Source organism: Streptomyces kebangsaanensis (genome assembly GCF_001906585.1).
GTDB classification, from domain to species: domain Bacteria; phylum Actinomycetota; class Actinomycetes; order Streptomycetales; family Streptomycetaceae; genus Streptomyces; species Streptomyces kebangsaanensis.
Genome location: NZ_JUJA01000065.1, coordinates 1 through 6126, shown reverse-complemented (window position 1 = coordinate 6126; position 6126 = coordinate 1). Strand labels below are relative to the sequence as shown.

The 6126-nt window shown below is 75.1% G+C and carries 7 protein-coding genes; 1 reads left to right on the top strand and 6 read right to left on the bottom strand.

Features of this window, described 5'->3' with window-relative positions:
- Window positions 1-221 (top strand): uroporphyrinogen decarboxylase family protein (locus tag RH94_RS42850; RefSeq protein WP_324614252.1); only part of this gene is annotated, 221 nt, incomplete at its 5' end.
- A 9-nt stretch (window positions 222-230) separates the two neighbouring features.
- Here the strand turns inward: RH94_RS42850 and RH94_RS09265 are convergent.
- The 6 genes from RH94_RS09265 to RH94_RS09240 all read right to left on the bottom strand — a co-directional run bounded on the left by RH94_RS09265 (window position 231) and on the right by RH94_RS09240 (window position 6076).
- Window positions 231-1184, bottom strand: coding sequence for an endo alpha-1,4 polygalactosaminidase (locus RH94_RS09265; protein WP_079188953.1), 954 nt, complete (start codon window positions 1182-1184; stop codon window positions 231-233).
- Window positions 1181-1843: a spherulation-specific family 4 protein gene (locus RH94_RS09260; RefSeq protein WP_073947170.1), complete on the bottom strand. Its 663-nt coding sequence runs from the start codon at window positions 1841-1843 to the stop codon at window positions 1181-1183. The genes RH94_RS09265 and RH94_RS09260 overlap by 4 nt, the downstream gene beginning before the upstream one ends.
- Entirely contained in the window at window positions 1840-2763 is a 924-nt protein-coding gene (locus RH94_RS09255) for an NAD-dependent epimerase/dehydratase family protein (protein WP_073947148.1), read from the bottom strand. Before RH94_RS09255 ends, RH94_RS09260 begins: the two co-directional genes overlap by 4 nt.
- A 7-nt stretch (window positions 2764-2770) precedes the next feature.
- Complete coding sequence (locus RH94_RS09250; RefSeq protein ID WP_073947147.1) at window positions 2771-3484, bottom strand: nucleotidyltransferase family protein; 714 nt, start codon at window positions 3482-3484, stop codon at window positions 2771-2773.
- Window positions 3485-3532: 48 nt separating this feature from the next.
- Window positions 3533-4534 (bottom strand): SDR family NAD(P)-dependent oxidoreductase, encoded by a 1002-nt coding sequence (locus RH94_RS09245; protein WP_073947146.1) that lies wholly within the window; start codon window positions 4532-4534, stop codon window positions 3533-3535.
- Window positions 4535-4669: 135 nt separating this feature from the next.
- Entirely contained in the window at window positions 4670-6076 is a 1407-nt protein-coding gene (locus RH94_RS09240) for a hypothetical protein (RefSeq protein WP_073947145.1), read from the bottom strand.
- Window positions 6077-6126: the final 50 nt, after the last annotated feature.

Genomic DNA, 6126 nt, shown 5'->3' with positions numbered 1-6126 from the left:
CCCGCCGCGTCGGCCCCGGCAAGGCGCTCCAGGGCAACCTGGACCCGACCACGCTCTTCGCCCCCCGGCAGGCCATGGAGGCCAAGGCCCGCGAGGTGCTGGACACGGCCGCCGGCCTGGAGGGCCACATCTTCAACCTCGGCCACGGCGTCATGCCGAACACCGACGCGGACGCGCTCACCCACCTCGTCGAGTACGTCCACACGCAGACGGCCCGCTGAGCCACCCGCTCAGCAGGCCTCGCGCCACACCCCCAGTTCCAGCTTCTTCCGCATCGACGACAGGCCCAGCCTGCGCGCCTGCGGACAGAAGTCGCCGGTCGGCACCTCGTACTCCACGTGGAAGACCGCCTTGCCGGCCTTGACGAACGGGGTGAGCCGCTCGCATTCGCCGTACTGCGCGCACTCCTCGTTGACGGCGAAGTCGAAGTCGCCCACGAGCTGCGGGATCTGCGGGAGGTCGTTCTTGAGACCGACCGACAGCCCGCGCTCGTGGGCGATCTCGGCGATCATGCGGTTGTAGCGGAGCTGGTCGCGTGCGGTGAGCGGGAAGCCGGTGCGGTTGGAGTAGCCCTCCACCAGGTCGGGCTCCACCGCGTCGAAGCCCTTGTCCCGGCACATGTCGAACCGCCGCTCCATGATCGGGCGCAGCACGGAGAGGCGGCGGATGTCGAGCCAGCGCTCGCCGTGCCACCCGTTGGCCGCGCCGAGCACCGAACGGGGGAAGGCGTCCTTGTCGGGCCGGAAGTCCTCCCAGGCGCCGACGTTGATGTAGCAGATCACCTTGCGGCCGTCCCGGTGCAGGCGGGCCACGTCCGACGCGGAGTTCTCGAAGCCGTCGATGTCGTAGACGGGCACGTCGGCCGAGGGGCTGACCCTGCCGTCGAGCTGCCACTGCCAGGTCAGGCCGGGGCGCGGCCGCCACAGTGCCGTGCGGGGGCCGCCGGGGGAGGCGGGGGGCGTGCTGCCCGTCGCGGGCGGGGACGTCGTCCCGGGGGCCGTGCCGCCCGTCGTGGGCGGGCGCGTCGAGTCGGGGGACGTCGGGTGGCCGGGGTCCGGTGCCGTGCTCCGTGTGCCGGCCCGCGGGGCCCCGCCCTCGTCCCGGTCGGTGCCGGAGCACCCGGTCAGCAGGGAGGCCGCCAGCGCGGTCAGCACGGCCGCGCACGTCAGTGTCCTGGTCCTCATCGTTCCATCCTGGTCAGGGCCGGGGTCAACCCGGCCCAGGGGTTGGGCTGTTCACCGGTCACCGGCCCGCAGACCGCCGCACCACGCGTGCGTGCGGTCCGCACGGCGAGCGGTACGAGCGCCTCGGGCACCCCGTAGACGAGGTGGCAGAGCCGTCCGGCCGACTGCCGGGCCGCCCAGGCCGGACGGCTGAAGGCCGACACGTACGTCGACCAGTGGCCCTCGAAGGTGACCGTCAGGTCGGCGATGCGGGCGTAGCCCGGCGCCGGATGGACGCCCGGGTTGAGCACGACGGTCCCGGCGCCGAGCCGGCGGGCCGCGCGGACCAGCCTCCGGCAGGCCGGCAGCCCCTCCGGCGCCGCCGTCACACGGTCCAGGAAGCAGCCGTCGGCCGCGTACCACTCGCGGTGCCGGCGCACGTCGTCGGCGACCTCGGCCGGATCGCGCGTCCCGTAGTCGGTGTCCACGTACCCGAGCAGCCGGGCCCCGGCCTTCCGCAGCGCCCCGGCCACCGCCGTGAACGCCGGGTCGGGGCCCGTGCCCGGTCCGCTGGCCGGGTTCAGCACCACCGCGTACGTGCGGGCCGCCGCCGTGATCAGACGGTGCCAGGCACCGGGGTCCTCGGCCGGGTGGACGTACAGCGGAACCAGCAGACTCACGGGCCGGCCCCGTCTCCCGGGGCGCGGGGGCCCGGCTCCGTGGCCGCCCACAGCGCGGCCAGCGACTCGTCGAGGGTGTGGGAGGGCCGCCAGCCCAGGGCGTGAGCGGCGGCGGTGACGTCGGAGCACTGCCAGGACACCCGCGCCGAGCGGGCCGAGCCGCCCCGGTCCTCCTCGACGCGTCCCCGGAACCCGGCCCGGCCGGTCAGTTCGCGCACCAGGTCGCGTACGCGGACGGCCGTGCCGCCACCGATGTTGAGCACCGGCGGCAGCGGGCCGCCGGCCGTGACCGCCAGTGCCACCGCCCCCGCGACGTCGCGCACGTCGACGAAGTCGCGGTGGGCGGACAGGTCGCCCAGCCGCAGCACCGCGTCCGGGTCCGGGCCGGCCGCGCGCAGCAGCGCGGTGATCCGGCCGGGCAGCCCGGTGGCCGGTGCGCCCGGCCCCACCGGGTTGCCCACGCGCAGCACCACCGCGTCCAGCCCGGAGGCGGTCACCGCGACCGTGCCCGCGAGCTTGGTGGCGCCGTACGGGCCGGCCGGGCAGGTGGCCGCCGACTCGGTCGCCTTCGTCCCGGGCCGGCCGGGGCCGTACTCGGCGGCCGAGCCGAGGTGCACCAGGCGGGCGGCGGGCGCCGCCTCGCGCAGCGCGGCGCACAGGACGGCCGGGCCGCGGGCGTTGACCTCCGCGAGCGCGACCGCGTCACCGCCGGTCACGCCCGCGCAGTTGACCACGGCGTCCGGTGCCGCGGACGCCAGGCGCTCCGCCAGGCGCTCCGGCGGGTCGCAGGCGAGGTCGGCGCCGAGGCCGGCGCCCGGGGAGCGGCCCGCCGTGAGCACCCGTGCGCCCGGCAGGGCGCGCAGGCGGGCGGTGACGTGCTGTCCCAGATAGCCGGTGAAGCCCAGGACGAGAATGCGCATACGGGGCTCAGGCTCCCTTGAGCAGCAGCGACTTGCGGGTGGTGAACTCGGCGTTGGCCCGGTCGTAGTCGTCGGGACGGCCGATGTCCAGCCAGTATCCGTCGAACTCGTAGGCGTACGGCGGACGCTGCTGCGCGAGCAGGTCCAGGACCAGCTCGTCGAAGCCCAGGGGCAGGCCGGGCGTGTAGCCGTCGAGGGTCGAGCGGGAAAGGCCGTAGACCCCCATGGAGACGCGGCAGTCCATGCTGGGCTTCTCGGTGAAGGCCACGACCCTGCTCGCGTCGGTGGTCAGCACCCCGAAGTCGATGTGCACCTTGCGGGCGTACGTGGCGATGGTCAGCGGCGCGCCCGAGGCCCGGTGCCGGTGCAGTACGTCGGCGTAGTCGAGGTCGGTGAGGACGTCGCCGTTCATCACCAGGAAGGTCTCCGGCAGCCGGTCGCGCATGGTCAGCAGCGGGCCCATGGTGCCCAGCGGACTGTCCTCGGTGGAGTAGTCGACCCTCATCCCCCACTGGGAGCCGTCGCCGACGTAGGCGCGGATGATCTCGCCCAGGTGGCCGATGGCGATGGTGCAGCGGGTGAAGCCGGCCGCGGAGAGCTGGCGCAGCACGATCTCGAGGATGGCGTGCTGGTCGCCGATGGGCACGAGCGGCTTGGGCAGCGCCGTGGTGTAGGGCCGCAGCCGGACGCCCTTGCCTCCCGCCAGGATCACTGCGTGCATGAAGCATCTCCTTCGTGGATGTACCGGACGGGTCGGATGTCGTACGGGTCAGATGTTGTAGATGCCGGTCTTGTAGCGGGCCAGGTTGGCCGGGTCGCGGAAGAACTCCACGGTGTGGGCGAGCCCCTGCTCCAGGGTGTGCGCGGGCCGCCAGCCGGTCGCCCCGGCGAGCCGGGACGCGTCCGCGACCAGTCGCATCACCTCCGAGGCGGCGGGCCGCAGGCGCTCGGGGTCCTCGCGCACGTCGACGGCGCAGTCCATCACCTTGCCGATCAGCGCGACCAGGTCGCCGACCGAGATCTCCCCGCCCGTACCGGCGTTGAAGGTGCGCCCCACGACCCGCCCGGCCTCGGCCGTGCCCACCGCGAGGAACGCCCGCGCGGTGTCCTTGACGTAGGTGAAGTCGCGGGTGGGCCGCAGGTCGCCGAGGGTGAGGGTGCGCTGCCCGGCCGCCACCTGGCCGATGACGGTGGGGATCACCGCGCGCATCGACTGCCGCGGCCCGAAGGTGTTGAACGGCCGCAGCGTCACCACCGGGGTGCCGAAGCTCGCGTGGTAGCTGTCGGCGAGCCGGTCCGCGCCCGCCTTCGAAGCGGCGTACGGCGACTGGGTGTTGATGGGGTGGTCCTCGGTGATCGGCACGGTTTGCGCGGTGCCGTACGTCTCGCTGGTGGAGGTGTGCACCAGCCGCGGCGTGCCCAGGGCGCGCACCGCCTCCAGCACGTTGAGCGTGCCGGTGACGTTGGTGTCCACGTAGCTGTGCGGTGCCTGGTAGGAGTACGGGATCGCGATGAGGGCCGCCAAGTGGTAGACGCAGTCGGCCCCTTCGAGCAGCCCGCGCACCGAGCCGGGGTCGCGGACGTCGCCGAGCACGATCTCCACGTGGTCCAGGACGTCGGCGGGCAGGGTCTCCAGCCAGCCGTAGGAGGAGAAGGAGTTGTACTGGGCCATGGCCCTGACCCGGTGGCCGGAGGCGACGAGGGCTTCGGTGAGGTGCGAGCCGATGAAGCCCTCGGCTCCGGTGACGGCGGCGAGCGGTGCGGAGGTCAACTCGTTGTTCCTTTCGAGGGGTTCGGGAAGTTCGGGGAGTTCGGGGATTCGTACGGGGAGTCGCTGCGCTGCGGGCCGGGCGGCCGGGGGTGCGGGGCGAGCAGGGCGGGCAGAGGTGCGGGGCGGGGCGGGCGGTCAGAGGTGCGGGGCGGGCCGGCCGAGCAGCCGCAGCACGCACACCGACAGGCACAGCGCGGCCACCCCGCAGGACAGCGGGAGCACCGCTGCCCCCGGGGGCAGCCGCAGCAGCGCGACCGCGCCCGCGCAGCCCGCGGCGAGCAGGCAGACGGCCGCCGGGGGCCAGGCCGCGCCGAACGCCTGCAGCAGCAGCGCCGTCCACAACGTGGCCGCGAGCAGCAGCAGTTCGGCCGGAGGGGCCCCGGTGAGCAGCGCCGCGGGCAGCAGCGGCAGGAGGTAGGCCGACAGGCAGAGGCCGAGGACGCCGGCCGAGCGCAGCAGGAAGCCGGCGGGGGTCGCCGCCCGGCGCAGCGCGGCGAGGGACCAGCCGCGGTAGCGGTACAGCAGCCACTCGGCCGGTCCCATGCTCACGGTCAGCACGATCACCGCGTACGGGTGCCGGCGCCCCTCCAGCAGCACCAGCACCGCCGCCGCGAGACCGAACAGGGCGTAGGGGAGGGACGCGGTGAGCGGCGGCCGCGGGCTGTCGGCGGCGGCCGGGGCCGCGAGGACGACGCGCAGGGCCCGGGCCGTGGCGGCGAGCGTGGCCAGCAGCGCGAGCAGCGGCAGACCGGCGCGCGCCGACGGACCCGGCTCCCACCACGGCAGCAGCACGGCACCGGCGACGAGCGGGGTGAGCGCGGCCAGCAGCCACCGCTCCCGGGCGAGGACCAGCAGGACGCCCGCCGCGGCCAGGTACACGGACTGCGCGGCCACCACCCAGAGCACCGGGCCCCCGCCGGAGAGCGGCACCGCCGCGGCCGTGGCCAGCACCGCCCCCAGCGGGGCTCCCGCCAGCAGGGTGCGGCCGGCCTCCCGGGGGCCCGTGGTCATCCGCAGGTGCGCGCGATGCCCCACCGCCTGCCCCCACGCCCAGGAGACGATCAACGCCACGACGAGCGCGGAAGCGTGCTCCTGGGCGTGCCACAGCGGCGCCACGAGCAGGTACGCCAGCCCCGGCAGGGCGAACAGGGCGCCGCGCAGCAGACAGCGCACATGGTCCGGACGCCAGGGGTCCGGGACCGCGGCGGGCTCGGGGAAACTCCGTGGGACCCGCTCGTAGAGCGCCGAGGCCAGCGAGAACAGGTTCGGGTGCCCGTACCGGTGCCTGATGACGTCGCCGGACAGCCCCTCGGCCTCCAGCAGCGCGGCCACCTCGTAGGGGTGGACCGCGGGCCCGACGCGGTCGGCCAGCTCGGCGGCGAGCCGGTTGACCGCCTCCTCGTCCGGCCCGTGCCGGGGCAGCCGCAGGGCGAGCGTGCTGTCGTCCGCCCAGCGTGGGCGTCGCGCCCGCGTCCCGGCGAGCCGGAGCGCGAGCGTGTCCTGCTCGGACGCGCCGGGTTCGAGGGCCATGGGTCCGCTCATATGGCGACGCCTTCCGCGACCGGTCCTGCCGGGGCGACCGGGCCGTTCGG

Coding starts and splice junctions, on each gene's coding strand:
- RH94_RS09265 (WP_079188953.1), bottom strand. CDS start 1,184: ATGAGGACCAGGACACTGACGTGCGCGGCCGTGCTGACCGCGCTGGCG.
- RH94_RS09255 (WP_073947148.1), bottom strand. CDS start 2,763: ATGCGCATTCTCGTCCTGGGCTTCACCGGCTATCTGGGACAGCACGTC.
- RH94_RS09250 (WP_073947147.1), bottom strand. CDS start 3,484: ATGCACGCAGTGATCCTGGCGGGAGGCAAGGGCGTCCGGCTGCGGCCC.
- RH94_RS09240 (WP_073947145.1), bottom strand. CDS start 6,076: ATGAGCGGACCCATGGCCCTCGAACCCGGCGCGTCCGAGCAGGACACG.